Source organism: Sphingomonas ginsenosidivorax (assembly GCF_007995065.1).
In the GTDB taxonomy this organism is placed as follows: Bacteria; Pseudomonadota; Alphaproteobacteria; order Sphingomonadales; family Sphingomonadaceae; genus Sphingomonas; species Sphingomonas ginsenosidivorax.
The window spans coordinates 727,998-749,633 of sequence record NZ_VOQR01000001.1 but is presented as its reverse complement, the minus strand read 5'-3'; the positions used below and the strand labels follow the sequence as shown (position 1 = coordinate 749,633).

Genomic DNA, 21,636 nt, shown 5'->3' with positions numbered 1-21,636 from the left:
CGGGGGCCATGCTAGGGGCGGCGACGGCTGAACTGGCCATCGTTCTTACAGTCTGGGAGCACCCGCGGTTGGGCGCAACATCTGAAACGCATGCGGCATCGCCTGCATCCGTGGTTACCCGTTTCGCTCCGTCACCGACGGGGTATCTGCATCTGGGCGGCGCGCGCACCGCGCTGTTCAACTGGCTGTACGCCAAGGCGAACGGCGGCACCTTCCTGCTGCGCATCGAGGACACCGACCGGGTGCGCTCGACGCAGCCTGCGATCGACGCGATCCTCGACGGCATGCGCTGGCTCGGGCTCGACTGGGATGGCGATGCGGTCATGCAGTTCGCGCGCGCCGACCGGCACGCGCAGGTCGCGCACGAGATGGTCGCCGGCGGGCACGCCTATCGCTGCTACATGACCAATGACGAGATCGCCGAGATGCGCGCGGCGGCACAGGCGGCGAAGAAGCCGCTCAGGATCCGCAGCCCGTGGCGCGACCGCCCGGCAAGCGAGGCGCCCGATCGCCCGCACGTCGTGCGGCTCAAGGCGCCGCTCGAGGGCGCAGTGACGATCCAGGACCAGGTCCAGGGGGCGGTCACGGTGCAGAATGCCGAGATCGACGACATGATTTTGCTCCGCTCGGACGGCACGCCGACCTATATGCTGGCCGTCGTCGTCGACGACCACGACATGGGCGTGACGCATGTCATCCGCGGTGACGATCATCTCAACAACGCGTTCCGGCAGCTGCCGATCTACCGCGCCATGCAATGGCCCGAGCCGACCTACGCGCACATCCCGCTGATCCACGGCCCGGACGGCGCGAAGCTGTCGAAGCGCCACGGCGCGGTCGGTATCGAGGCGTATCGCGACGAGATGGGCATCCTGCCCGAAGCGTTCGACAATTACCTGCTCCGGCTCGGCTGGGGACACGGCGACGACGAGATCATCAGCCGTGAGCAGGCGGTCGAATGGTTCGACCTCGCGCATGTCGGCAAGAGCCCGTCGCGGTTCGACCTCAAGAAGCTCGAGAACCTCAACGGCCATTACATCCGCGAGGCCGACGACGCCCGCCTTGCCGGCCTCGTCGCCGATCGACTCGGCCATGCGCTGCCGGATGGCGGGCTCGACCTGCTGACGCGCGCGATGCCGTCTTTGAAACCGCGTGCCGCAAACCTCAACGAACTGGCCGATGGTGCGGGCTTCCTGTTCAGCCTGCGGCCGATCGCGATGGACGACGGTGCGAAGGGGCTTTTGAGCGACGAAGCGAAAGCGTTGCTGTCCAATCTCCATGCTGCCCTTGACGCGGTGCACAACTGGGATACGGAGACGCTCGAAGACGCGGTACGGCGTGTGGCAGAGGAGCGGGGCGTCAAGCTCGGCCAGGTCGCACAGCCGCTTCGCGCCGCGCTGACGGGACGCAAGACGTCGCCGGGCATCTTCGATGTGCTCGACCTGCTCGGGCGCGAAGAGAGCCTCGCACGGATCGCCGACCAAAGCGCGTCGGCCTGAGAATTCCAAGGAAGGATAACAGCATGAGCGAGACCGCAACCCTGGCCGTGAACGGCAAGGACAACGACTATCCGGTCATGTCCGGCACGGTCGGCCCGGACGTCATCGACATCCGCAAGCTCTATGCGCAGACCGGCGCGTTCACCTACGATCCCGGCTTCACCTCGACCGCGAGCTGCAAGTCCGACATCACCTATATCGACGGCGACGAAGGCGTGCTGCTGCACCGCGGCTACACGATCGGCGAGCTGGCCGAGCAGTCCAACTTCATGGAGGTCTGCTACCTGCTGCTGAACGGCGAACTGCCGACCGCGGACGAGCTCGACACCTTCACGCACACAATCACGCGCCACACCATGGTGCACGAGCAGCTCGCGACCTTCTTCCGCGGCTTCCGTCGCGACGCGCATCCGATGGCGATCATGTGCGGCGTCGTCGGCGCGCTGTCGGCCTTCTATCACGACTCGACCGACATCCACGATCCGGCGCAGCGCGTCATCGCGTCGCACCGCCTGATCGCGAAGATGCCGACGATCGCCGCGATGGCGTACAAGTACAGCGTCGGCCAGCCCTTCCTGTATCCGGACAATTCGCTCAGCTACACGGGCAATTTCCTGCGCATGACGTTCGGCGTTCCGGCCGAGCCCTATGTCGTGAACCCGGTCGTCGAGAAGGCGATGGACCGCATCTTCATCCTCCACGCCGATCACGAGCAGAACGCGTCGACCTCGACCGTCCGCCTTGCCGGTTCGTCGGGCGCCAACCCGTTCGCGTGCATCGCGGCCGGCATCGCCTGCCTGTGGGGTCCCGCGCATGGCGGCGCGAACGAAGCCGCGCTCAACATGCTGCGCGAGATTGGCACCGTCGACCGGATCCCCGAGTTCATCGCGCGCGCGAAGGACAAGAACGATCCGTTCCGCCTGATGGGCTTCGGCCACCGCGTGTACAAGAACTACGATCCGCGCGCGACGGTCATGCAGACGACCGTCAAGGAAGTGCTCGGCGAGCTCGGCGTCACCGACCCCGTGTTCGACGTCGCGATCGAACTCGAGCGCCTGGCGCTCAGCGATCCGTACTTCATCGAGAAGAAGCTGTTCCCGAACGTCGACTTCTATTCGGGCGTCATCCTGTCGGCGATCGGCTTCCCGACCTCGATGTTCACCGTGCTGTTCGCACTCGCCCGCACCGTCGGCTGGGTCGCGCAGTGGAACGAGATGATCACCGATCCCGACCAGAAGATCGGTCGTCCGCGCCAGCTGTACAGCGGCGCCGCACAGCGCGACTACGCGCCGATCGGCACGCGCTGATGACCAGGCTCCGGCCGGTCCTGATCGTCATCGGCGTGCTTGCCGCGCTGATGGGGATGCTGTGGATCGGCCAGGGCCTGGGCTACGTCCATTGGCCGCAGTCGAGCTTCATGCTCGACCAGCGGCCATGGGCAGACCGCGGTGCGGTCCTCGCCGTGCTCGGTCTAGCGCTGATCCTCGCCGCGCGGCGTATCCGCCGGTAGCGTCAGTACGAACCGCGCGCCCTGCCCGGGTGCGCTCTCGACCGTCAGATCCCCCTGCATCGCCCGCGCCAGGCGCCGTGCGATGTACAAGCCGAGGCCATTGCCGCCGGCTTCGGTCGGATCGACCCGCTCGAACTTCTCGAAGATCCGCGCCTGGTCCTCGGTCGCGATGCCCTTGCCCTGGTCGGCGACGGTCACGCTGACCTGCTCGCCTGCCGAGTCGACGACCACCGCGACGCGCGATCCCGGCGGCGAATAGCGTACCGCGTTGCCGATCAGGTTGACGAGGATCTGCAGCACGCGGCGGAAATCCCCCAGCGCCCAGGCGAGTTCGCCCAGGGCAGGCCGCGAAATCGTGACGTCCGCATTCCCCGCACGCACGCTGAGCAGCCCCGCCGCGCGGCGGGCGACGTCGGCCATGTCGATCCGCTCGACCGCGAGCGTGAAGTCGGGCCGCTCGACCGCCTGCAGGTCGACGAGGTCGTCGACCAGTTCGAGCAGATGCCGCCCCGCACTGGCGATGTCCGCGGCATAGTCGGCATAGTCCGCCTGCACCGGCCCTTCGGCCTGCGCGTTGATGCTGTCGGCGTTGGCGACGATCCGCGCAAGCGGCGCGCGCAGCGCCCGGTCAAGCCCGCCGGTGAAGGTCGCGGACAACGGCGCCTCGGCGGGCGGCGGGGGCGCGTCCGCCACGACCATCCGCGCGGCGCCGATGAACCCCGCGAACGCGCCCGCCCGATCGTGGCGGACCTCCGCGCTGAGCATCACCGGCCGGTCCGATCCCCGCAGCCGGGCGGGTTGCGCGGTCATCGCGCGACGCCGCACCAGCGCGTCGAGGATCGGCAACGCGCCGTCGCTCGCGCTGTCGAGCGCGAACATCGCGGTCAGCGGTTGGCCGAGCAGCGCGAACGCGTCGAAGCCATGCCGCGGCCCGGCCTCGAGCGACACGAAGGTCAGGCACAGCGACGCGTCGGTTTCCCAGCGCCAGTCCGAATCGCCCTGCAGGAACGCGGCGCGCGTCTCGCTGGCACGGCCGATCGGGCGCCAAGGCTGGACCTCGCGCCAGCCGCTGACCGCGAGCCGGACGGTGTCGCCCTCGGGCTGCGCGCGGACCCACAGGTCGATATCGGCCTCGTCGTCGGCGACCACCACGCCCCGCGAGACGATGATCCCCAGGCGTCGTGCAAGTCGTGCGATCGTCGCGATCGCCGGCACCGCGAGCGGCCGGCCCAGTTCGCCCCCTGCGCGGTGGTTCAGCGTCATCAGCGCAGGATCGGCGGAGCGCAGCACGCCGTCGCCGTCGACCACGGCATGCGCAACGGGACTCTCTGCAGACGGATCGAGGACGTTCATCGCCGGTCCGAACGTCCGAGCGCGCGGATCGCCGCGCGGAAGTCGCGGTGCAGCGACAAGGGGCCGAGCGCGGCTTGCGCATCCGCGACCGGGACCGCCGCGATCGCATCGAGCGCATCGGCGAACGCCTCGACGTCCCGCCGCGGGTCGGCATCGGACAGCGCCAAGCCGATCCGCGCGATCGTCGGGCGATCCACGTCGGCGGCGCGCAGCGCCAGCCACAACCGATCGCCCTCGGGCTCCAGCGTGATCGCGCGGGCCTGGTCGAATTCGACCCCGACCGAATGCGCCAGCACCGCGACGAACAGCGACAGCCGCCGGTCGCCGATCGCCTCGACCAGCAACGCGGCCAGTTCCTCGGGCCGGGCGTCGATCGCGCCGGCGAGGCGCATCGCGACGGCCTCGGGCCGGTCACCCTCGTCATGCGCGCTGAGGCTGCGCAACGCCGCGTCGGCGATCGCCCGGTCGCTGGCGGCGCTGCCGTCGGGCACGCCTTCGCGTATCGCCGCCGCGATCCACCAGACGAGGCGGTGGTGCAGTTCGGCGGGCAGCTCGCTGCGCGCGATCGCGTCGGTCTCGTTGGCGGTGCGGCGCCGGCTTTCCGCCGCCAGCAGCGCGTTCGCCGCGGACGCGACCACGGTATCGGGAACGCTCGCCAGCCGCACCAGCAGGCTCGATTCGTCAGGGCCGGTGATCGCGACCGGCAGGGCATCGGCGATCAGGTCGTGGCGGACGCGCGCGATCAGTTCGTCCATCAGGTCGCCGTCGTGCAGCAATTCCGCGCGGGTCAGCCGGGCCACCACGCTGGCGCCGGCCTTCAGGATCGCCTCGCCGCGAGCCGGATCGCCGGCATTGGCGAGCAGTCGCGCGGCATGACGGCGGATATCGGCCTCGATCGCGCCGACGATGCCGTCGAGGACATGCGCCAGCCGCAACCGGGTCCGCTCGTCGAGCCGCGCGTCCGCATCGAGGAAGAAGTCGGCGATCGTGGCGGTCAGCCGTGCCTCGGCCCGGACACGCGCGAGTTCAGCGCGCGAAACGGCATCGATACGCAGTGGAGCGGGAGCGCTCGCGAGGTCTGGACCGACCGACATGCTGTGGTGCTTACCTCCCTGTCGTTAAGGGCAAGCTAAGGCTGGCGAAGTCCTTCCACCACTGCTGCCAGCGTCACCGTCGCATAAATCGCCGCGATCGCGAGTCCCGCGACCGGCAATCCGAGCAGGGCGAACAGTGCGACGACCGCCAGATAGGCCGACGGACTGCCCCACCAGAGCTTGCGCGCGCGCTCGACGATAGCGCGTTCGCCGAGCGATCCGGCCACCACGCCCGCGACGCCGATGGCGAGTGCGGTGTTGTCGCCGGCATAGCCGCTGACCAGGAACGCGAAGACCAACACGGCCAGGCCGGCGACGCCGCCGATCGCGAGCGTCTGTGCCCGCGCGACCGGGGCCTCGTCGCGCAATCCGCTCAGCACCGAGCCGAGCGCCAGCGCGATGCAGCCGAGCAGCGCGGTGACCAGCCCGGTCGCGAGCAGGCCGAAGCCTTCGCTGACGATACCGACCAGGCCCAGCGCGCCACCGATCGCGCCGAGCGTGCTGCCCGCGACGTTGCGATCGACCAGCGCCGGCAGTCCGGCGCGCGCGATTGGCGCGAGCACGAATCGGTCGAACCACCCGCGCCGCCCCGACACGATCGTCACCAGCACCGCACGACCCCGCTCCTCGAGCGTCCGGGCCTGCCGTTCGATACCGTGCCCGCCCCCGCGCATCGTGTCGGTCGGCAACAGGATATGCACCGCGCGCTCCTGCACCGCGAGCCGCAACAGGCTCGACTGCAGGTCGTAATCGTTCGGCAACGCCGCCACCTCGGCGATCCGCCGCGGATCGATCCGCGCGACGCCGGCCCAGGCCATCTGCCCGCCGACGCGCTCGAACCCGGGACCGGCATCGCCCTCGGGGACGACCAGCAGCGCCTCGCCTTCCTCCGCCGCCATCGCGCTGACGACCGCCTCGGTGGTGACGAGGCCGTCGCCGAGCATCAGGATGCGCGCCAGCGGATGCAGTCGCTCGATCGCTTCCGCTGCCGACCGAACGGTATCGACCGACACGCCGCGCCGCCCGATTCGCGCGATCGCGCCGAGCAGCTCGGGCGTCAGCCGCGCGACCACGACGATCACCTGGCTGACGCCGGCCGCGACGAGCAACCGCGCCTGATATTCGATGAGGGTGACACCGCTGAACGGCAGCGTGGCGGCAAGACGATCGGGACGATCGTCGGCGTCGTGAATTGCAAATAGGAGGCCGGCTAACATCGGTCGGCTGTTAGGCCGTCGCAGCGATGGATGCAAAGCCGCCGTTTTCCACGGGATACCGGCGGGACCGATGCCGCGGTGCTAGAGCCGCGAAACCGCGCGCCGCAATTTACGCAGGGCATCCTGGTCGCGCGGATCGCCCTCGGCGGTTTCGGTCGCCAAGGCCATCAGGCGCACCGCACCGAAGCTCGCGGCCAGCCCCTTGAGCCGCCAAGCCGCCGCGCGCCACTCGTCGTGATCGGTCGCAAGCGTCATCGCGGTGAGCGCCCGTTCGGCGCTTTCGCTGAACGCCAGGCGCAGTTCGGCGATCAGCGCGGGCTCGTCGCCTACGGCAGCGGCCAGCGTCGCGTCGATTGCTCCCGGGTCATAGGCCATGACCAACGGCCTACCGCAAAGAAGCTTAAGACAAGGTTATTCGCTTTGTGACACGCGGTTCTATGGTAAACCCGGGGCATGAACGGGGGTTCGTCGATCATGGGATATCGTGCGGAGGCGGAAACGGCCGCGCCGATCGGCGTGTACAGGTTGACGCAAGACATGGAACACGACGCCCTGCCGCCGTCCGATATGCGGTTCGACCCGTCCGAACCGGATGCCTATGACCGCGAAGAGGCGGAGACGTCGTCCCTTCGCCTGCCGCTTGCGATTGCGTCCATCGCGGTCGTGCTGCTGTGGCTCGGCACGATGCTGTGGCTGGCGCGAAGCACGCTCGGCACGCTCGATGCGGTTGCCTTGACGCAGTTCCTGGCCGCGCTGTGCGTCGTCCCTGCGCTGATCGGAATACTGTGGATGCTCGGCATGCGGACGAGCCGCGCCGAGGCGCAGCGGTTCGGCGCCAGCGCGCGCGCGATGCGTGCCGAAGCGGCGAGCCTGGAGCGGACCGTCGCGCTGCTCTCGACCACGCTCGACGCGAACCGCGCCCAGCTTGCCGACCAGGTCGAACAGTTGACGGTCATGGGCGACGGGGCGACCGAACAGCTGCGCACGATCAGCCGCGGCATGGCGGCCGAGATCGACCAGGCCGACGCGCATGCGCGTGACCTGGCCGACGCCGCCACCGCCGCACAGTCCAGCCTGGGCGTCCTGATCGCCAGCCTGCCGCGCGCGCAGGCCGATACCGATGCGGTTGCCGACCGGCTCGAACGCACCGGGCTTGCCGCGAGCGAACATGCCGCCGCGCTCGACGCGCAGATCGTCGCGCTCGCCGATCGCGGCCGTGAGGCCGATGCGATGGCGAGCGGCGCGGCGCAGCGGCTCGCCGCGCATATCGTCCGGATGGAGGCGACCAGCGAAACCGCCGGTGCGCGGCTCGAACAGGTCACCGATGGCATGAGCCAGGCGGTCGACCATCTGCTCGAGCGCACCGCCGGCGCCGTCGACGAAGCGCGCAAGGGCATCGCCGCGCAGGGCGACGCTATGCTCGCGATGGTCGGCGCCAACCAGGCCGCCCTCGACAGCGCGGCGCGCGACAGCGCCGATGCACTGGCGCAGCGGATCGCCACGGTCGAGGACGCGATCGAGCGGGTCGCGATCCGGCTCGACCTCCAGCGCAGCGCCGGCGAGCGGATCGTCGACGAGCTGAACGCCGGGCTGGGCGATGTCGAGGTGCGCGTGGAGGCGATGCATCGCCAGGGCGTCGACAAGGCGCAGATGCTCGCCGCGTCGATCAGCGCGCTGGGCGGGTCGGCCGATGCGATGACCGAGGCATTGCGGGCCGGCGACGCGATGGCCAACCGCACGATCGGCACCACCGAAACGCTGCTGATCGCACTCGATTCCGCCGCACGCGAGATCGACGAGACCCTGCCCGAGGCGCTCCAACGCCTCGACACGCGCGTGCTGGCCAGCAAGAGCATCGTCGTCGGTGCCAAGCCCGAACTGCTCGCGCTCGTCACCGCGGCAGAAAGCACGCACGACGCGATCGAGGCGATCGCCGGCGTCGTCGCCGAACAGCGCCGCGTGCTCGATCATCTGTCCGGCACGTTGCTCGAGACGTTGTCCACCGGACGCGCCAAGGTGGATGCGCTGGGCCAAATTGTCGACGAGACGATCGACCGCACCAACCGCTTTTCCGAAGAAGCCGCGCCGCGGCTGGTCGAGGCGCTGCTCCGCGTACGCGAGACCGCCACGGTCGCCGCCGACAGCGCGCGCGAGACCCTGTCGCAGGTCATCCCGCAGGCTGCGGACGCACTGGGCAAGGCGAGCGCGGACGCGATGCGCCGTGCGACCAACGACACGGTTGACCGCCAGGTCCGCGCGCTCGCCGAATCGAGCGACGCCGCGGTCGACGCCGCATCGCGCGCGTCCGAACGACTGGCGGAACAGGTCCAGGCGATCATCGACCAAACCGCGGTCGTCGAAGGCCGGATCGACCAGGCGCGCGGCGAGCGCGAGGATGCCGACCGGGATTCCTTCGCACGGCGCGTGTCGCTGCTGATCGAATCGCTCAACTCGGCATCGATCGACATCACCAAGGCGTTCGCGCCCGAAATCTCCGACAGCGCCTGGGCGGCTTATCTGAAGGGCGACCGCGGCGTCTTCACGCGCCGCGCGGTCCGCATCCTCGACGCCGCCGGCGCGCGCGACATCGCGGACTATTACGACGAGAACGAAGCGTTCCGCGAGATGGTCAACCGCTACATCCACGACTTCGAGTCGATGCTGCGATCGATCCTGGCCCAGCGCGACGGATCACCGCTGGGCGTGACCTTGCTGTCGTCGGACATGGGCAAGCTGTATGTGGCGATGGCGCAGGCGATCGAGCGGCTGCGCTAGGCCGGGGCAGCACCCTGCCTAACGAACGTCATCAGGCCGAAGCTTGGGCGGCTCTTGGCACCACCACCGTCATCCCAGCGAAGGCTGGCATCTCCCGTTGCAGACCACGCGCTCACCGCATGAGATCCCAGCCTTCGCTGGGATGACGGGCGGACGGCCCGCCAGCCCGCCCCTCAAGCCAGCGCCCGCTCCAGATCTGCAATCCACCGCTGCGTGAACGCCTGCGATGCGCGGGCCATCGGCGCGATGCCATCGAACGCATGGAAGGCCGCGGGGACGACCGCGAGGTCCACCGGCACGCCAGCGGCACGGAGCGCGCCCGCATAGGCGAGGTCTTCGTCCAGGAAAAGGTCGAGCGTCCCGACACCGATAAAGGCAGGCGGCAGTCCCGACAGGTCTCGGCGTCGCGCCGGAACGATGCCGGCGGGAACGCGTGCGCTACCCGCAGGCACCCCGAGCAGCGACGTCCAGCCGAATCGATTCGCGTCCGCGGTCCAGATGAACGCGCCGGTACCTGCGCGCGCCGGACGAGTGCTGCCCGTGCGATCGTCGAGCATCGGGTAGATGAGTACCTGATAGGCGAGCTTCACCTCGCCCCGGTCGCGCGCGGCGAGCGCCAGCATCGACGCGTGCCCGCCACCCGCGCTCGCACCGCCGACCGCGATCCGCGAGGGATCGACGCCCAGGCTTGCGGCATTGGCATGCACCCATCGCAGCGCCGCGTAAGTGTCGGCGAGCGATCCGGCATAGGTCGTCTCGGGCGCCAGCCGGTAGTCGACGGAGACGACCAGCCAGCCGTTGCGCTGTGCCGCGACGCGCAGGTCGGTCGGAATGCCGGCCGCGCCTGCGACATAGCCGCCGCCATGCATCCAGACGACGGCCCCCCTGCCCTTCCGGCCGGGCGCGCCGTCGAACTGCACGGTGCGCACTGCGGGCTGGCCGGGAAGCCCGGGAACCATGACCACCGGCAGCTTGGCCGTAGCGATCGGCGGCTGCGGCGCGGGGTGGGCGTGGCGCGTCGCCGGGCGGTGGCGGAAGGCGTCGAGGTTGGCCGCCGAGACGACCATGTCCTGGATCAGCCGCAGATCGTCGACCATCTCCGGATCGACGTCCGCGAACCGGTCCGCGCCGCCAAGCGCCAGCGCGGGTCGGGCACCCGCCAGCAGCAGCGCGGCCCCCGCACCCTTCAGAATATCGCGTCTGTCGATCATCATGTCCTCCGCCGCGGCCAGCGTACCGGCCGCAGCGGAGCGTAGCCAGGCCTTACCAGTTCAAACCGACGCGCGCGTACAGATAGCGGCCGTTGAACCCGAACGGCGAATAGGACGGATAGCCCAGCACGCCGGTGCTGTTGTTCGCCGCGATCGTCGCATCCGGGTAGACATCGAACAGGTTACTGACGCCAAGCCCGATCTGCGCACCCTTGGGCGCGGAGTAGCGCAGCTCGAAATCGGTGATGGCGTGGCGGCCGGTATGCACGTCCGCGGCGACGAGCGTGCCGGGCTGGTTGACGTCGCCATAATAGGTGACGCGGGCGAGCGCACCGATCCGGTCCAGCGACCAGTCGATCGAGCCCGTGACCTTCTCGCCCGGGGTCCCGTCCTCGAGCGTCAGGATGCGGCTGCGCGCGAACAGGGTCGGTGCGGGGTTCAGCGTGGAGGTCGTGAGCGGTACGCGCGTCACGTTCACGTCGTTGATGTTGCCCGCGACGGTGAAGTCGAACGTCCCTGCGCTGTCGGACGCCAGCCGGTAATGCGCGACCGCGTCGATACCCTTGGTGGTCGAGGCGAGGCCGTTGAGGAAGAACCGCGCCGCCGAGACGTTGAACGGTGCCAGCAGCGCCGCGACGGTCGGGCTGAAGCTCGCGTTGATATTCTCCGACAGCCCGATCTGGTCGCGGATGTGGATGCGGTAGGCGTCGATCGTGAAGTCGAACCCGCCCGCGCGGATCACCGTGCCGACCGACAGGTTGGTCGACTTTTCGGGCTCGAGGGGAAGGCCGCCGAGCGCGGTCGCGACCGTGCTGACCGACGGGAAGGTCCCCGTCAGGATCGGCACGCCGTTCGTCACGACCGAGGCGGTCTGCGTGAAATATTGCTGCTGCAGCGACGGCGCGCGGAACCCCGTCGAGGCGGTGGCGCGCAGCGCGAACCAGTTCGCGAAATCATAGCGCAACGATGCCTTGCCGGTCGCGGTGGTGCCGAAGTCCGAATAATCCTCGGCGCGGCCGGCGAGCCCGATGAGCAGCTTGTCGGTGACCTGCGCCTCGAGGTCGAGATAGATGCTCGCGTTGCGGCGGCTCCGCTCGGTCGCGTTGCCCGGCGCGAAGCCGCCAAACCCTTGTGCGCCGGGGGCCGCGGTCGTGCCGGCGGGGATGCCGGTCACGGTGCCGGCGGCCGGATAGCCGTAGGAGGCGAGTTCGCCTGCCACGATCTTGTAGCCCTCACGGCGGCCTTCGATACCGAACGCGACGTTCAGCGACTGAAAGAGGTCGAACTTCCGCGTGACGTCGAGCCCGGCGACATACTGGTCGTAGATCGTCGCGCCATCGTCGAAATTGCGCGGGCTGGCGGTGCCGAACGCGTAGTTGGCCGAGTTCAGCGTGCGATAGTCGATGCGGTTGCGCCCATAGCTGAGCGACAGGTCGACGTTGAACCCGCTCACGTCGCCGCGCAGGCCGACCGCCGAGTTGATGTCCTTCGACTTGGTGTTGATGATCGGCAGGAAGCCGCTCGGATAGCCGGCGCGGGTCAGCAGCGCGAGGGCCGCCGCGCTCGCACCGGTGGCGGCGATGCGCGGAAATGCCGCGCTGCGGCTGTCGCGATCCTGATAGCCGCCGAACGCATACAGGCTGATGCTGTCGGTCAGCGAGGTGCCGGCGTTGACGAACCCGGTATATTGCTCGACCGCCGGATCGCCGTAGCGGCCGGTGACGCGGTTGGGCGTCACGCGCGTGTCGATGTCGGCACGGTTCGTCGGCTGGCGCCTGGTATATTCGCCCGACACCGTCACGAAGCCGTCGGTGCCGAACCCGATGCCCTGCCACGCCGAGGCGGTGACGGCGTTCTCGCCCTTGACGTTGCGGCTGTTGTTCGCGGTGTCGACGTCGGTGTCGTAGAAGCCGTAGGTGACCTGCGCGCCACCACCCGATCGCGCTTCGCGAAGCCGCAGGTTGACCACGCCGGCGATCGCGTCGGAGCCATATTGCGCCGATGCACCATCGCGCAGCACCTCTATCCGGTCGAGCGCGACGGTCGGCACGGTATTGAGATCGACCGCGGCCGAACCGCGCCCGACGCTGCCGTTGGTGTTGAGCAGCGACGAGGTGTGGCCGCGGACGCCGTTGATCAGCACCAGCGTCTGGTCGGGCGACAGGCCGCGCAGCGTCGCGGGACGGATCGCGTCGGTGCCGTCGGTCGCCGAGGGTCGCGGGAAGTCGATCGACGGCGCGATCGCGGACAGCGCGGTGGCGAGCTCGGTGGTCCCCTGCCGCTGGAGGCTGGCGCCGCTCAGCACGTCGACCGGCGAGGCGCTGTCGAGCCGCGAGCGGCCCGGGGTGCGCGTGCCGGTGACGATGATATCGTCCTGCGGTGCATCGTCGGCAACGGCCGCGGTAGCGGGATCGGCGACGGGCGCGGCCGGCGCCTGCTGCGCCCAGGCAGCGTGCGCCTGAAGCGCGAATGTCGAAACGGCGAGCGCCAACGCGGTACGGTAAGCCATCATGATACTGGTCCCTGGTTCGTTATCGCTCTGCGGCGATCATGTGTTTGCGTTCGACCCGAGCGAGCGTCCGATCAACGAGAAAAAACTACGGCTGGGTGCGCTGTCGGCGACATCCCATTCGGGATGCCACTGCACGGCGAGCACGTCGCCGCCGCAGGGCCGCGCCGAAAACGCCTCGATCAGGCCGTCCGACGCCGACAGCGCCTCGACCGACAGACCGTCGCCGAGCCGGTCGATGCCTTGCCGGTGCACCGACGTCACTGAGACTCGAGGCTCGGCGATCGCGGCCGCCAACAGCCCACCGGGATTGAGCGTCACGTCGTGGACATGATCGAACAGCGATTCATACGCGGTCTCGTCCGCCGTCGGACGATGATGGCCGTCGGCGAGCGTCGCGGTCAGCGTACCGCCGAACAGCACGTTCAGTTCCTGCAGCCCTCGGCAGATCCCGAACACAGACTTGCCGGCGTCGATCATCCGGCCGCCCAGTTCCAAGGCGACCGCGTCGCGGTCGAGGTCGAGCGCATCGTCGGTGGCATCGACCCCGCCGTAGCGCGCGCCGGCGACGTTGGACCGCGATCCGGTCAGCAGCAGGCCGTCCAGCCGACCGGCAAGCGACCGCACGTCGATCGCGTCGGCGACCGCGGGGACGAGCAGCACGGTGGCACCGGCATAGCGGACCAGGGGGGCTACGAACCGGGTCGCGACTGCCTGGATCGGCCGGTCGGCGACCTCGTTGCAGCACAGCACGCCGATCACCGGCTTCACCGGGCCATCGGCCTCGCGGCAGCAGGCGAAGCGCCTCACGGCCGCCCTCGCAGCGTCTCGTGCAGGTCGATCGCGGCGTCGCCGGCCAGGATCGCCGCGGTCGGTTGCGCGACGACGCTGCCCGCGGGCACGTCTTCGAGCAGCCAGACATTCCCGCCGATCGTCGCGCCGCGCCCGATCGTGACCCGCCCCAGGATGGTCGCGCCGGCATAGATCACGACGTCGTCCTCCACGATCGGATGCCGCGCGAGCCGCTCGCGCGGGCTCATGCCGGTGACGCCGAGCGGACTGCGCGCGCCGAGCGTGACGTGCTGATACAGCTGGACCCGGTCGCCGATGATTGCGGTCTCGCCGATCACCACGCCGGTGCCATGGTCGATGAACACGCTGCGCCCGATCGTCGCGCCCGGATGGATGTCGATCCCGGTCCGGCTGTTGGCGAGTTCCGAGATGATCCGCGCGACGATCGGCGCGCCCAGCCCGTACAGCGCGTGCGCGATCCGGTGGTGCAGGATCGCGACGATGCCGGGATAGCAGATCAGGATCTCGTCCTCGCTGCGCGCTGCCGGATCGCCGAGGAAAGCCGCGCGGACATCGGCGTCGACGCTGTCGCGGATCGGCGCCAGTTCGGCACAGAACAGCCGCACGATCATCGCCGCCTGGCTGACGTCGAACGCGAGGATCGCATCCTCCTGCCAATAGGCGAACTCGCTCTCGATCTGGCGCTGCAGCCCGTCCAGCGCGGTGCGCAGTCGCGTCTCGACAAACGCGTCCTCGCGCTCGGCCGGACCAATGAAGGCACCGAGCCGCCCCGGGAACAATGCGGCGACGAGATCCTCGACGGCGCGGGCGACCCCGTCGCGCGACGGAAACCGCCCGACGCTGTAGCGGCTGCCGGCCTCGTCCCGCCAGGCAAGGCGCGCGGCGCGCAGTTCGTCGATCGTCGCGGCGAGATCGATCGGCTCGGTCGGTTGGGGCACGGTCGAAATCCTCACGCTAGTACAGGGTAGCCGGCGGCAGTCGCGGTTGCCTCGATCGCGGCGATCGGCGCCAGCGCCGCCGCGCTTGCTGGCTCATGGCCCGCGAGGAACAGCGCAGCGCGGGCGTCGGCCAGGCCGGGATCGGCCATGACGAGGTCGAGCGCGATGCGCAGCGCGGCCACGGTCTCGATGCTGGTCGCCGCCGCGGTGACGAAGGGCAGCGTCGGAGACTCCGGGCTTCGCGCGACGATCTTCAGCTTGGCGGTCAGCGCGGGCTCGAACCGGTCGAGCGCGGCATAGGTCACGCCGTCGATCGCGGCGAGGTCGGCCGCGCCCGCGCCGACCGCGACGACGCTTGCGCGGTGCGCGCCGGTCTGGATGACGTCCGCAAAGAACGTGCCCTCCCCTACGATCGGCGCCAGCGTGGCCCGGAACAGGTTCATGCCTGTGTTCGACAGCCTGTCGTTGATCGCCGCGCGCGTGCCCCGATAGGCCGCGAGCGAGTCCCGCCCGTCGTCGGCCCGCGCAACCAGCAGGCTGGCATGCGTCGCACGGCCACACGCCGGTGCGTCATAGACCGGCAGCGCGAGCACGCGCAGCGAAAGCGCGCGGTCGGCAAGCAGCGGATAGCCGCAGGCCTGGCCGAACAGCAACGCCGGATCGCGCCAGATCGCGTGGACGTCGCGCGTCCGATCCAGGCGGTCGGGCACGTCCGCGACACCCCGCGCCCGCAGGATCCGCGCGATCTCGCCCCACAGCCGGTCGTTCGCGGCGTGCTGCGCGGGGTGGTCGTACATGCCGAGCGTCGCGACGCGCTTCACATCGGGACCCCGCGAAAGCCGGGGTGCACGATGGCGTCGTGGGGGCGGAACGCGAAGCGACGGACGATGTCGCCATAGCCGCGGTAGATCGGCGATCCGCTGCCCGCGAACCGCGCGCGGTGTCGGCGGTGATAGGCCGGCAACGCGTACCAGGCGAGCCGCGGCCGTTCGTGATGCGCAGCGTGGAGATTGTTGTTGAGGAACAGCAGCGCGAACATCCCGCCGCGCTCGACCGACGCCGCGCGCGCGGGGCTGACCAGATCGGCACGGTGTTCGGCATAGGATCGCAGCATCGTCAGCGCCATGCCGGGATAGACGAAGCAGGCGCAGTACGTGCCGATCCCGAGCCCGACATGATGCAGCCAGCCGAACAGGATCGCCACGCCGGCCAGATGCGGCGTCCAGTCGCGCAGCACGCGCCGCGGTTCACGGACCAGCCGCGCGCCCTCGCCGATCGCGAACCGCGCGACCGCGATCGGCGGTCCGAACAGCATCTGGCCGAGCAACGTCGCCTGCAGCCGCGCGGGGATCGCGGCGAGCCGTCCGAGCGGCACCCGGTACCGCGATTCGGGGTCGTGCCGCGGGTCGGTGATGACCGCCGCACCATGATGCGCGAGATGGCTGCGGCGGTAAAGCCGGTAGGGCAGCCACAGCGCCAGCGGCACGAAGCCGATCGCGTCGTCGATGGGGCGGATACCGGTCGGGTGACCGTGGATCGTTTCATGCTGCAGCGACCCCTGCCAGGCCAGCAGCCAACCGCCGGCCAGCACGAGCAACGGGGTCGGGATCGCCGTATGCCACGCCGTGACCGCCAGCCACCCGCCATAGATCAGCGCCGCGAGCGCGATCGTCGGCCATTCCATCGTCCCGGTCGCTGTTCGACGCATCGCCTCCTCCTGACGGACCGAATGTCCACCAGCTTGATAGGGATTGCGAAGCCTTTGGTCTTTTGCCGCGTCAACTTTTGGTTGCAGCGCCGGACGGGTTACCGTTCGCGGCGCAGGATGATGTAGAGCGCGCCCTGCCCGCCGTGCCGCGGATGCGCGCCGCGGACCGCGGCGATCGCATCGGCATGACGCGACCCGGCCAGCCAGTCCGCCACCGCTGCACGGATCGCGCCGCGCGCGTGCGGGCGTTCGCTTTCGGGTCGTGGCGGCTTGCCCGTGACCAGCAGCAGCACGCGGTCTCCGCGCGCGATCGCCCTGCCTAAACCAGCGTCGAGCATGGCGTGCGCGGACGCGAGCGTATGGCCGTGGAGATCGATCGAGCTGTCCGGATAGACCGCGCCGCGGACGAGCTTCTTGTCCCAGCTGCCGTCGAGCGTGGTTTCGGTGATCGGCCGGGGCAACGCGCGCGGCATGGGCTTCGCTGCCATCCGCACCGGCGTCCGCACGATCGGCTTGACGCCGTGCAGCGGCGCGGGCGGCGGCGGGACGGCCTTCCCCACCGGGACCGGCTTCTCGGGGATATGCGCGCCGACGCTCACCGCGCGCATCGGTCGCACGGTGGCCATCACCCGAGCCCAGAGCTGGGCCTCGTCAGGGTTGAGGGGTCGGACCGCCATATCGCGCTCCATTCAGCCGCGCGACGGTGCCGACCGGCAGCAGCAAGAACGCGGTACCGCGCCCGGCCATGCCGCCCGCGGTCGCTTCCGCCGCGGCGCCCGCACCCCAGAAGGTGTCGAAGCGGTTGCTCCCCTTGATCGCGCCGCCGGTGTCCTGCGCCACCCACAGCCCGCTCGCATCCTGCCGGTCGAGCGACAGGAAAACGGGCGTGCCGAGCGGCACGAACTTCACGTCGGCGGCGGCGCTGACCTGGCCGATGACCGGCAGGCCGAGTGCGCCCAGCGGTGCGCCGTCGAGTTCGCGGAAGAACACGAAGCTCTTGTTCTCGCGCATGATCGCCTGGCCTTCGACCGGGTGGTCGTGGAGCCACGCGACGATGCCCTGCATCGACGTCTGCCCCGGCTGGAGCAGCCCGCGCGCCTTCATCAGTGCGCCGATGCCGGTATAGTCGCGACCGTTCTGCGTCGCATAGCCGATCCGCAGGATCTCGCCGTCGGGCAGCCGCAGCCGCCCGGACCCCTGGATCTGGAGGAAGAAGAGTTCGACCGGATCGCGCGCCCAGGCAAGGATCGGCGCCTTGTTCGCAAGCGCCCCCTGCTCGATCGCAGTGCGGTCGTAATAGGGCACGAAATTGCTGCCCTGCACGCGCCCACGGATTTTCTTGCCCTTGAGGCTGGTCGAGAATGCGCCGAGATCGACGTCGATCAGATCGTCCGGCCGGCCATAGACCGGCGCTTCGTAACCCGAGCGGCGCGTCAGCGAGCCGGCGATCTCGGGTTCGTAATAGCCGGTCGCGAACGCCCTGCCGTCGCCGACCTGGACCGTCTCCAGCCACTGCGCGAAGAACGCGCGCGCCCCGCCACGCGGCACCGACGCGGCAGCGGCGCAGGCCGGCTGCCAGTCGGCGCCGCGCGTCAGCCCCGACTGGTCGACACGGCGCTGCAGCGCCGGGCAACTCGTCACGAACGCGGCCAATGCCGCCTCGGCTTGGATGTCGGTAATCGGGAGACTGCCGATCGCGGGGCCCGGCAGGACACCGGCCGCTACCGCATTCGCGGGCTCGACCGCGGGCGTCACCGGTGCCGCGAGCATCGGCACGGCCCCGACGATCCGCGCCGGCGACTGGATACCGCGAATATTGGGTGAGGCCCCCGTATCGCGCGTCGGATGGACACGGACCGGATCGGGTGGCCGGCCGACCGGTGCGACGCCGGTACGCGGCGGCTCGACGCCACCGACGCACGCGCTGACCATCAGCGCGAGCGCCACTCCCCCCAGTTTGCGCATCACGCCTCGTCGGTGTCCGCGAGCTTCCAGTTCGGATCGTTGCTCTTCAACGTCCGCGCGAAGGTCCAGACGTCGTGCGTCTCGACGGCGTCGGTCATCGACCCGGCGATCACGTTGCCCTCGGCATCGCGCGTGATCGCGGCGATATCGGCATCGAAGCGGACCGTGATCCGCGCGTCGCGACCCGACAGGCTCGCGTCGGCGATGATCGCGCGCTCGATCGTGACGAGGCGGTTGTCGAGCACCTCGCCCGCGGCGTTGCGCGCGGCGATCGCCTCGACGAACGCGGCGCGGACATCGTCCTCGGCGAGTTCAGCAAGCGTCGCCTCGTCGCCGGTCCAGAACGCTTCCAGGACCATGCGGTACGCGGCCTGCGCGCCCTCGAGGAACTGGCCCACGTCGAAGCCGGGTTCGCCCGCGACGATGCTGCGCAGGCCTGGTTCGGCGCGCGGTTCGATGTTGCGGTTGGCGATCTCGCGCACTTCGGCGACCGGCGACACCGATCGCGGCACCGACAGCGTCGCGGGACGCTCCTCGGCCGCACGCGGCAGGGGTTGCTCGTGGCCGGTGCGCTTGCCGAGCACGCTGTAAAGTCGCATCGCCAGAAAGCCTGCAACCATCGCGAGAAGAACTACGTAGAACAACCGAGCCTCCGATCTTCAGGCCAACATAGGCCATGCGGGGGCCAAATCAAAGCGGCGCCCGTTGAAACGCCCGCCACGCACTGCTAGCGACCATCGTACCGGACCCGAACGCGCGACCCCTCCGCTTCGGTCCTTACGCATTTCAAAGGACAGGACGACATGGACGACCAGGACAATGGCGTGACCGCCGCCGATACCGCATTCGCGAACGGCGAGGACACCACGCCGGCCGCGGGCCTGATCTCGCAGTATATCAAGGACCTGTCGTTCGAGAACCCGAACGCGCCTGCGGTCTATCAGAACCCGACCCCGCCCGCGATCGACGTGCAGTTCAACATCGGCGCGGCGCAGGTCGGCGACGAAGTGCACGAGGTCGTGCTGAAGATCGACGTCCGCGCCGAGACCGACGGCCAAGTCGCGTTCATCGTCGACCTGTCCTATGCCGGGTTGTTCGGGCTGCGCAACATCCCCGGCGAGCATGTCCAGCCTTTCCTGCTGGGCGAGGCCCCGCGCCTGCTGTTCCCGTTCGCACGCCGCGTGCTCAGCGATGCGGTCCGCGACGGCGGCTTCCCGCCGCTGCTGCTCGAGCCGATCGATTTCGCGCAGCTGTATCTGCAGCAGTCCGAGCAGGGCGTGCAGCCGAACGTCGGGGACTTCGGGCAGGCGTAACACGCTGTCGATCCTCCCACGCCAGGGGGAGGTGGCAGGCGCAGCCTGACGAAGGGGGCGGCAAGGACAACATCCGTTCCGTGTCCGCCCCCTCCGACGCCTTCGGCGCCCCCCCTGGCGGGGGAGGATCGGCCTTTCGCTCCAACCCGGACTTCATCCATGAACCTTGCCAAAGCCCTGGGATCGGTCGGCGGGCTGACGCTCGCCAGCCGCGTCCTGGGGCTGGTCCGCGACGCGCTGTTTGCGCGGTTCGTGGGCGCGGGTTTCGCGTCGGACGCGTTCCTGATCGCGTTCCGCCTGCCCAACATGTTCCGCGCGCTGTTCGCCGAAGGCGCGTTCAGCGCCGCGTTCATCCCGATGTTCAATCGGAAGGTCGGCGCCAAGGACGGTCGAGGGCTGCCCGACGGGATCGCGTTCGCCGAGGACGCGCTGTCGGTCTTGCTGCCGACGCTGATCGTCATGACGGCGCTGCTCGAGGCCGCCGCCTGGCCCGTCACCTGGCTGTTGACGCTGGGCTTCAACGGCATCCCGCATGAACGCTTTGCGTTCGTCGTGCAGCTGTCGCGGCTGACGCTGCCCTATCTGCTGCTCATCAGCCTCGTCTCGCTACTCGGCGGCATCCTCAACTCGCTGCACAAATTTTGGGTCAACGCCGCCGCGCCGATCCTGCTCAACGCGACGCTGATCGGTGCGCTGCTGCTGTTCCATGCGGATGTGCCGCTGCTCACCGCCCGCAACCAGGCGATCGCGGTCACCGTCTCGGGTGCGCTGCAGCTGCTTTGGCTGATCTATGCGTGCCGCACGTCCGGCATCCGCCTGCGCCTGAAGCGGCCGCAGCTGAACCCGGACGTCAGGAAGCTGATGAGCCTGATCTGGCCCGCCGCGGCGGGCGCCGGCGCGGTGCAGATCAACCTCGTCGTCTCGACCGCGCTCGCCGCCGCGCTGCTGCCCGCAGGATCGGTGTCGTACATCTATTTCGCCGACCGGCTGAACCAACTGCCGCTGGGGCTGATCGGCATCGGTCTCGGCACCGTGCTGCTTCCGACGATCTCGCGCCAGCTCGGCCGCGGCGAGGACGCGCAGGCGATGACGACGCAGAACCGCGGGATGGAGCTCGCGCTGTTCCTGACGCTGCCGGCGACCGTCGCGCTGATTGTGTGCGGCGGGCCGATCGTCGGCGCGCTGTTCCAGCATGGCCATTTTTCCGCGCAGGACAGCCTGTTCACCGCGCAGGCGCTCGCCGCCTTCTCGATCGGCCTCCCTTCTTACATCCTCGTGAAGGTGCTGACGCCGGGCTATTATGCACGGTCGGACACGAAGACGCCGGTCCGCTATGCGACGCTGTCGATGGTCGTGAACCTCGGGCTCAACCTCGCCTTGATCAAGCCGCTCGGTCACATGGGTCCGCCGCTGGCCACCGCGATCGCCAGCACGGTCAACGTCGCGCTGCTCTATCGCACGCTCGTCGCCCGCGGGCATTTCACCGCCGACGCGCGGCTTGTGCGCCGCACCTGGCGGCTGCTCGTCGCCGCGTTGATCATGGGCGGGGTTATGTTCTTCCTGAACGACCTGTTTCAGCCGTTCGTGACCGGCACCAGCGTCGAGCGTTGGGGCGCGATGGTCGTGCTGGTGACGACCGGCGGGGTCGTCTATGCGGTCGCCACATTACTCACTGGCGCGTTCCGGCTCGGCGATATCGCCACGCTCGTCCGCCGTTCCAAATAGGTCCAG

Annotated in this window: 19 protein-coding genes; 6 read left to right on the top strand and 13 right to left on the bottom strand. The window is 69.5% G+C overall.

Annotated elements, in window-relative coordinates; genetic code table 11:
- Positions 1-68: 68 nt before the first annotated feature.
- From gltX to FSB78_RS03290, 3 genes are read left to right on the top strand one after another with little or no spacing between them, the layout of a single operon-like run.
- Positions 69-1,499 carry a glutamate--tRNA ligase gene (gltX, locus tag FSB78_RS03300; RefSeq protein WP_422396667.1) on the top strand — a complete coding sequence of 477 codons (1,431 nt, stop codon included), beginning with the start codon at positions 69-71 and terminating at the stop codon, positions 1,497-1,499.
- Between the two features lie 23 nt (positions 1,500-1,522).
- Positions 1,523-2,806 (top strand): citrate synthase, encoded by a 1,284-nt coding sequence (gltA, locus tag FSB78_RS03295; RefSeq protein ID WP_147079933.1) that lies wholly within the window; start codon positions 1,523-1,525, stop codon positions 2,804-2,806.
- The gene (locus FSB78_RS03290) at positions 2,806-3,009 is read left to right on the top strand and encodes a hypothetical protein (RefSeq protein WP_147079931.1); all 204 of its coding nucleotides are present in this window, start codon (positions 2,806-2,808) and stop codon (positions 3,007-3,009) included. Before gltA ends, FSB78_RS03290 begins: the two co-directional genes overlap by 1 nt.
- Here FSB78_RS03290 and FSB78_RS03285 read toward each other — a convergent pair.
- From FSB78_RS03285 to FSB78_RS03270, 4 genes are all read right to left on the bottom strand, one after another.
- A complete protein-coding gene (locus tag FSB78_RS03285) occupies positions 2,971-4,362 on the bottom strand; it encodes a sensor histidine kinase (RefSeq protein ID WP_147079929.1) in 1,392 nt (463 codons plus the stop codon). The genes FSB78_RS03290 and FSB78_RS03285 overlap by 39 nt on opposite strands.
- Positions 4,359-5,456 carry a DUF2336 domain-containing protein gene (locus FSB78_RS03280; RefSeq protein ID WP_147079927.1) on the bottom strand — a complete coding sequence of 366 codons (1,098 nt, stop codon included), beginning with the start codon at positions 5,454-5,456 and terminating at the stop codon, positions 4,359-4,361. Before FSB78_RS03280 ends, FSB78_RS03285 begins: the two co-directional genes overlap by 4 nt.
- Positions 5,457-5,491: 35 nt before the next feature.
- Positions 5,492-6,673, bottom strand: coding sequence for a hypothetical protein (locus FSB78_RS03275; RefSeq protein ID WP_147079925.1), 1,182 nt, complete (start codon positions 6,671-6,673; stop codon positions 5,492-5,494).
- Between the two features lie 81 nt (positions 6,674-6,754).
- A complete protein-coding gene (locus tag FSB78_RS03270) occupies positions 6,755-7,048 on the bottom strand; it encodes an Hpt domain-containing protein (protein WP_147079923.1) in 294 nt (97 codons plus the stop codon).
- A 78-nt stretch (positions 7,049-7,126) separates the two neighbouring features.
- Here FSB78_RS03270 and FSB78_RS03265 point away from each other — a divergent pair, with 78 nt between their 5' ends.
- Positions 7,127-9,448 (top strand): coiled-coil domain-containing protein, encoded by a 2,322-nt coding sequence (locus FSB78_RS03265; protein ID WP_199743107.1) that lies wholly within the window; start codon positions 7,127-7,129, stop codon positions 9,446-9,448.
- A 173-nt stretch (positions 9,449-9,621) separates the two neighbouring features.
- On the opposite strand, the gene FSB78_RS03260 is transcribed toward FSB78_RS03265, so the two are convergent.
- From FSB78_RS03260 to FSB78_RS03220, 9 genes are all read right to left on the bottom strand, one after another.
- Entirely contained in the window at positions 9,622-10,659 is a 1,038-nt protein-coding gene (locus tag FSB78_RS03260; protein ID WP_242007968.1) for an alpha/beta hydrolase fold domain-containing protein, read from the bottom strand.
- A 52-nt stretch (positions 10,660-10,711) separates the two neighbouring features.
- Positions 10,712-13,171, bottom strand: a complete 2,460-nt coding sequence (locus FSB78_RS03255; RefSeq protein WP_147079919.1) for a TonB-dependent receptor plug domain-containing protein — start codon at positions 13,169-13,171, stop codon at positions 10,712-10,714.
- A gap of 36 nt (positions 13,172-13,207) precedes the next feature.
- Complete coding sequence (locus tag FSB78_RS03250) at positions 13,208-13,978, bottom strand: gamma-glutamyl-gamma-aminobutyrate hydrolase family protein (protein ID WP_242007966.1); 771 nt, start codon at positions 13,976-13,978, stop codon at positions 13,208-13,210.
- Complete coding sequence (gene epsC, locus FSB78_RS03245) at positions 13,975-14,928, bottom strand: serine O-acetyltransferase EpsC (RefSeq protein ID WP_147083982.1); 954 nt, start codon at positions 14,926-14,928, stop codon at positions 13,975-13,977. Before epsC ends, FSB78_RS03250 begins: the two co-directional genes overlap by 4 nt.
- A gap of 2 nt (positions 14,929-14,930) precedes the next feature.
- Positions 14,931-15,740: a phosphate/phosphite/phosphonate ABC transporter substrate-binding protein gene (locus tag FSB78_RS03240; RefSeq protein WP_242007964.1), complete on the bottom strand. Its 810-nt coding sequence runs from the start codon at positions 15,738-15,740 to the stop codon at positions 14,931-14,933.
- Entirely contained in the window at positions 15,737-16,627 is an 891-nt protein-coding gene (locus FSB78_RS03235) for a fatty acid desaturase (protein WP_147079917.1), read from the bottom strand. The genes FSB78_RS03240 and FSB78_RS03235 overlap by 4 nt, the downstream gene beginning before the upstream one ends.
- Before the next feature lie 98 nt (positions 16,628-16,725).
- The gene (locus FSB78_RS03230; RefSeq protein WP_242007962.1) at positions 16,726-17,304 is read right to left on the bottom strand and encodes a Smr/MutS family protein; all 579 of its coding nucleotides are present in this window, start codon (positions 17,302-17,304) and stop codon (positions 16,726-16,728) included.
- Entirely contained in the window at positions 17,279-18,592 is a 1,314-nt protein-coding gene (mltA, locus tag FSB78_RS03225) for a murein transglycosylase A (RefSeq protein WP_147083979.1), read from the bottom strand. Before mltA ends, FSB78_RS03230 begins: the two co-directional genes overlap by 26 nt.
- Complete coding sequence (locus FSB78_RS03220) at positions 18,592-19,236, bottom strand: Tim44/TimA family putative adaptor protein (protein ID WP_147079915.1); 645 nt, start codon at positions 19,234-19,236, stop codon at positions 18,592-18,594. Before FSB78_RS03220 ends, mltA begins: the two co-directional genes overlap by 1 nt.
- Before the next feature lie 159 nt (positions 19,237-19,395).
- Here FSB78_RS03220 and secB point away from each other — a divergent pair, with 159 nt between their 5' ends.
- The gene (gene secB / locus FSB78_RS03215) at positions 19,396-19,905 is read left to right on the top strand and encodes a protein-export chaperone SecB (protein WP_147079913.1); all 510 of its coding nucleotides are present in this window, start codon (positions 19,396-19,398) and stop codon (positions 19,903-19,905) included.
- 159 nt (positions 19,906-20,064) lie between these two features.
- Positions 20,065-21,630 carry a murein biosynthesis integral membrane protein MurJ gene (gene murJ / locus FSB78_RS03210; RefSeq protein WP_147079911.1) on the top strand — a complete coding sequence of 522 codons (1,566 nt, stop codon included), beginning with the start codon at positions 20,065-20,067 and terminating at the stop codon, positions 21,628-21,630.
- Positions 21,631-21,636: the final 6 nt, after the last annotated feature.

Excerpts from the sequence above, each read along its gene's own strand:
- FSB78_RS03270 (WP_147079923.1), bottom strand. The coding sequence starts at position 7,048 with ATGGCCTATGACCCGGGAGCAATCGACGCGACGCTGGCCGCTGCCGTA.
- FSB78_RS03265 (WP_199743107.1), top strand. The coding sequence starts at position 7,127 with ATGAACGGGGGTTCGTCGATCATGGGATATCGTGCGGAGGCGGAAACG.
- mltA (WP_147083979.1), bottom strand. The coding sequence starts at position 18,592 with ATGCGCAAACTGGGGGGAGTGGCGCTCGCGCTGATGGTCAGCGCGTGC.
- FSB78_RS03255 (WP_147079919.1), bottom strand. The coding sequence starts at position 13,171 with ATGATGGCTTACCGTACCGCGTTGGCGCTCGCCGTTTCGACATTCGCG.
- FSB78_RS03285 (WP_147079929.1), bottom strand. The coding sequence starts at position 4,362 with ATGAACGTCCTCGATCCGTCTGCAGAGAGTCCCGTTGCGCATGCCGTG.
- FSB78_RS03290 (WP_147079931.1), top strand. The coding sequence starts at position 2,806 with ATGACCAGGCTCCGGCCGGTCCTGATCGTCATCGGCGTGCTTGCCGCG.
- murJ (WP_147079911.1), top strand. The coding sequence starts at position 20,065 with ATGAACCTTGCCAAAGCCCTGGGATCGGTCGGCGGGCTGACGCTCGCC.
- FSB78_RS03235 (WP_147079917.1), bottom strand. The coding sequence starts at position 16,627 with ATGCGTCGAACAGCGACCGGGACGATGGAATGGCCGACGATCGCGCTC.
- FSB78_RS03280 (WP_147079927.1), bottom strand. The coding sequence starts at position 5,456 with ATGTCGGTCGGTCCAGACCTCGCGAGCGCTCCCGCTCCACTGCGTATC.
- FSB78_RS03260 (WP_242007968.1), bottom strand. The coding sequence starts at position 10,659 with ATGATCGACAGACGCGATATTCTGAAGGGTGCGGGGGCCGCGCTGCTG.
- FSB78_RS03275 (WP_147079925.1), bottom strand. The coding sequence starts at position 6,673 with ATGTTAGCCGGCCTCCTATTTGCAATTCACGACGCCGACGATCGTCCC.
- FSB78_RS03230 (WP_242007962.1), bottom strand. The coding sequence starts at position 17,304 with ATGGCGGTCCGACCCCTCAACCCTGACGAGGCCCAGCTCTGGGCTCGG.
- secB (WP_147079913.1), top strand. The coding sequence starts at position 19,396 with ATGGACGACCAGGACAATGGCGTGACCGCCGCCGATACCGCATTCGCG.
- gltA (WP_147079933.1), top strand. The coding sequence starts at position 1,523 with ATGAGCGAGACCGCAACCCTGGCCGTGAACGGCAAGGACAACGACTAT.